Genomic DNA, 4,391 nt, shown 5'->3' with positions numbered 1-4,391 from the left:
TCGCGTAGTAAGCATCGCCCAACAAAATGTCGCCTGTTTTCAACGTGTCGAGCATTGATCTGAGCAGCGTCTGTTCATCGCCGCCCTTGCCTCGGAAACGTCCAAGGGCGGCATCTAAAACGGCGCCGCTGGAAAGACAAACGATGCCAACCACGCGACACAGGGGAAAACCCAGACCGACTTTCTGACCGCGTGACTGCGGATAGGCTCCTTGATTGGCCGCAGTGTCGGGCATGCTGACCGTCGTACCGTCCACCAAGCGTACAGGCCGTCCCATCCAGCGCCACGATGAGGGGGCGTTATCACTTATCGAAGCACCAGTGTGCCTGACTAGCGTGGAAACCATTTCCACAGGCAGGCGCTTTCTGGCTTTGCAGTAGGCGCCCGTGCGAGTGCTGTTGGGCTTCATGCCGCCACAAGACCGTTTAATGGACAAATCGTTGACGGCGTTCTGGCAGGAACGGTCGGCACTCATCGCTTGAGCCAGAAACATAGACAGCGTTTCAGTCGGCGGAAACAGGCGCTCCCGATATTCAGGTAGTGCAGACTCGACTCGCTGCAACAGTTCAGGAGCAGTGAGCAGATTGAAAAACGCATAGGCATCACAGTTCGAAGCGTGTCGATGAAAACGTTGCTGTTGATGCTGGAGAATTTCACGTCTACGATTCATTGGGGCTGTGTCCTTGGTTTATCGGGGTGTGTTCGCAACTATCACCGTAGACCAAGACCAGCCCTTCTTCATTTTTTGCTTTTAGCTCAACTGGTTAGCTGCTAAGTAAGTGCCATTCAAATCCGTCCCCTTTTTCTCCAGTCCCCTTTTTCTCTTTTAACCCTCTTATCCATATTATCTGTAAGGGTTACGGTAATTTCACCATAACTACCGTTTCTAACGACTTTGGCAGCCCCAGGAAAAGCTTCCACTGCTCCAGAACCTGACGCCATTCTTGCAGGGTAAATTTACCCTCGGGCTGTCCAACCCAGTCGTCGTTGATCAGGATATCGACCTGAACACCTGTAGCGTCCATGGTCAGCTCAACATCATTGCCACCCCCGGCCTCTGATGATTGGGAACCATCTTCGATTGACGTTATGCAATCTAATAGTCGATCACAATCCTCTTGTGTCTGAGCAATAGCGTTTAGCACAGTACAAATATAGAGTTCATACCGCTCAGCGTTCTCTCCGGAAGAAACCAGCGCGGCCCTGTAAAGCACCGTCCCAGCAATAGGGTGAACTCCTCCGGGAATATAGTAATACTTCAGCTCCACGTGCCGGCCTCTCATCAAGGTCTATAAATCGGATAAATAGTTGTCCTTGGAGAAACATATCCCTCGACCTCAACCCCAGACGGGGTCGTCGAGCGCCATACGGTACCCGTTACAACTTTATCAGGACTATTCCATGCTCCATCAATTTCATTTATCAGTCGTGCCTTATCCCAAGTGGAGGGAAACATCGAGTTCATCGATTTATTAGTCGTTTTTGTCAACCATTGGCCAGGATTCTTCGGATCCGGTACCTGTACAGTTGCCTGATAAACTCCGTATGCATCAGGTACTTTCTCGCTTCCCGGAACAATTCTCACATCACCATTTAATAATGTATGTGCACCAGTGGGTGCGCCATTTTTAGTGTAATCCGCACCAATAATATGATCGTAGTCAACAGGACTACTGAACATGTTGCCTGGCGAAAGGGATGGATCCACAGCCGGAGAAGTAGTGCTCGAACCACCGCCGTTTACGACCGGGCTGCCTCCGGTAGTGGTTGGCAGTGATGGGACCGTAGATCCACCAGCACTCACTGGGTGTAGCACATCAGTGTCCCAAATGGGATTGATCAGCGTTCCAAGCTTTGGATCAAGCAGGTGTATTGGAAACGCGGTGCCAATAATTGTTTCCCATATCTCTATTGCCACCTTCAGGCGTTCAGCTGAAATCGAACCTGCCTCTATCGTAGACTCAACAAGAGCATTCACTGCCTTTTGCATGTTTTCCTGGTATTGCGGTGAACTGACCGCCGTCAGCAATGCTGCGCCTAGCGCAGCCAACGCCCCACCTGCAAGAACCACGGGAACAAAATTCGACCGCTCGGGATGAGGATTTTGCAAGCGTTTGAACTGACTAAGCAGGTTCATCGCCAGTTCAGGATTGGTCGCTGCGATTTGGGTAATACGATCGGCTAACGCTTGAGATTCAGGGGTAGATTGCCCATTCATAATCTCATTGACGGTGAGTTTGACTAACTCTGCTCGCGTGCTTTCATCGCCCAGTTTTTTCAGAAATGCACGGGTGCCTGCACGAACCTCAAGAACTGTATCAGCCACAACAAGGCCATAGCCTCTCGCGAAAACGGCAGTGGCAAACAGTAAATCAACCAGCGTGTTCAACGCTTCGACGCTGTTCTCACCGTAATTTTCGACATTCGCTTTCCACTGGTTGTATGTCTTTACGGGGTCCATCACTGCACCGAGCGAAGTGCTGCTGACATACAGATCAGTACGATGCTCATCGTCTCGAGTCACTTCGTAGGCCTTGCTCACGTCACGATTGAGCCCTGCCGTAGAGTCCTGCCCCGTCACTTTGTCATGACGCACGACAATTTCGCCTGCGCCGACCGTGGCATTCAGCGTCTGCTCGCGATCCTTGCTGTAGTTATAACCTTCAACCGCCCAACTGTTTTTGTCTGGAGCAGCCATGCCCTGATTCGGTTTATCTTGCTGGGCACCACCGCCGCCATAGCTACCGCTGACATTGAGGTAGTAACCGTGCTCGTTATCCTTGCCTTTGATATTGCGGAACCCAAGGGTATCGGTATCCAGCTTGAGATTACCGTTGTCGGCTGACACCAGTGCCCCATCGAGCTGCGTGTGATTTTCAGTGCGGATATCGACTTTATTTTTGCCGCTGATGACCGTCTGATTTTCGACCCAATTGGTTTTTCCATTGGTTTCGCCGTAGCCCAGCGAGCCGCTGACGGTCATGCCAATGCTGAAGGCGACCGTCAGGCTGGCATCAAACTCTTTGCCCTCAACCTTACCGGTGTGGGGCACCGAGGTCACGGTGAGGTCGCGGCCCACGTCGCCAATCACTTCGTCGGCGCGCAACGTGGCTCCGGTTATGGTGGTATCGCGGCCGCTTTGAAAATTCAGGCTATTGCCTGAGTACAAGTAAGCTTCCTGCTGTTGAACGCCTTTTCGTTTTAAATCGCCCAGACCAACGTTGGCTGAGCCATAGAAGCCGAAACCATCCTGCCCCGCAATAACACCGCCCTCGGCGCCCCAACTGCGACGGCTGTTTTCACTGCTGGACGCATTTTGCGCGGACAGGATATTCAGGTCGTTGCCGGCCTTGAGTTTGATATCCCGCTCCGCAATTACCTGGGTGCCGATCAGAGTCAGGTCGTTTTTTGCATCCAGGTTGATGCTGCCACCCGCATTGAGTTGCGCGGGTGTGGAGTTGCCTTGAGTCGACTCGTCCTTGCTACCTGCATTGCTGATACCAACACCGAGCTTGAACCCTCCAGTTGTGCCGCCTTTAAGACCACCTTTGCTCTGGGTCTGATTTCCATCACTGCCATCAGCGCCATGGGCGACATCGAAGGTAATGTTGCGGCCGGTGACATTGATATTGCGTCCGGAATCAAACTGACTGCCACGAACGTTTACATCGTTACCAGCGTCCAGGCTGATGTCGTTACCTGCCGAAAGAATGGAAGGACGATTGGTCACAGAGGTCTGGGTTCGGGTCTGACTGGTACTTGAAGCCCCCACATGCCCATCGAAAGTGGGTCCACTGAAAAATTGGCCGAGAGTATCGACCGATTTAAGTACGCTCGACCCCTTGCTAACCCCATCCTCACCTTTGCCGGTGCCTTTGAGAGTATCCACCGTGTTGCCAAAATTGTAGGCGACCGTGGTAGTGGTCCCGTTGCGTTTTATGCTGTCGGTGGTGGTGATCTGGCTGGCCTGTTCTGCGGCATCGATATTGATGTCACGGTCCGCCTTTAACTTCAGGTCGATGCCGGATTGCAGGTCGGAGCCCTGCTGGTTGATGTCGCGGCCAGCGGTGATAGTCAGATTTTGCAAGGCAGAGAGAGGGTGTACCCGATTTTGTGTAAACGGAATTTCTGTTAAACCGACAACAGCCGATCTTCGAACTGGATACTGAAGCGATTCAAGGCCGCTTTCCAGTCCCGGATCGGCATCGTCCACTTCTTGCTGATGTTGTTCAACGCCAGATAAAACAGCTTCGTCACCGCCTCATCGGTCGGAAATGACGCACGCGTTTTGATCACTTTACGCAGGCTCATGTTGATCGATTCGATGGCATTGGTGGTGTAGATCACCTTGCGAATTTCGGCTGGATAGTCAAAAAACGGAATCACCCGAG

Annotated in this window: 4 protein-coding genes; all 4 read right to left on the bottom strand. The window is 52.2% G+C overall.

The window, feature by feature from the left end; genetic code table 11:
• Positions 1–670 (bottom strand): IS4 family transposase (locus tag EYC95_RS29870; protein WP_131063518.1); only part of this gene is annotated, 670 nt, incomplete at its 3' end.
• 187 nt (positions 671–857) lie between these two features.
• Positions 858–1,268 carry a hypothetical protein gene (locus EYC95_RS29865; RefSeq protein WP_131063517.1) on the bottom strand — a complete coding sequence of 137 codons (411 nt, stop codon included), beginning with the start codon at positions 1,266–1,268 and terminating at the stop codon, positions 858–860.
• Positions 1,269–1,282: 14 nt separating this feature from the next.
• Positions 1,283–4,213 (bottom strand): hemagglutinin repeat-containing protein, encoded by a 2,931-nt coding sequence (locus tag EYC95_RS30285; protein ID WP_165557536.1) that lies wholly within the window; start codon positions 4,211–4,213, stop codon positions 1,283–1,285.
• On the bottom strand, positions 4,132–4,391 hold a 260-nt coding region (locus EYC95_RS29855), incomplete at its 5' end, for a transposase (protein ID WP_131063516.1). The genes EYC95_RS29855 and EYC95_RS30285, both read right to left, overlap by 82 nt.

This window comes from Pseudomonas sp. BGI-2, from assembly GCF_004310295.1.
In the GTDB taxonomy this organism is placed as follows: domain Bacteria; phylum Pseudomonadota; class Gammaproteobacteria; order Pseudomonadales; family Pseudomonadaceae; genus Aquipseudomonas.
This window is presented reverse-complemented; position numbering and strand designations above follow the sequence as displayed.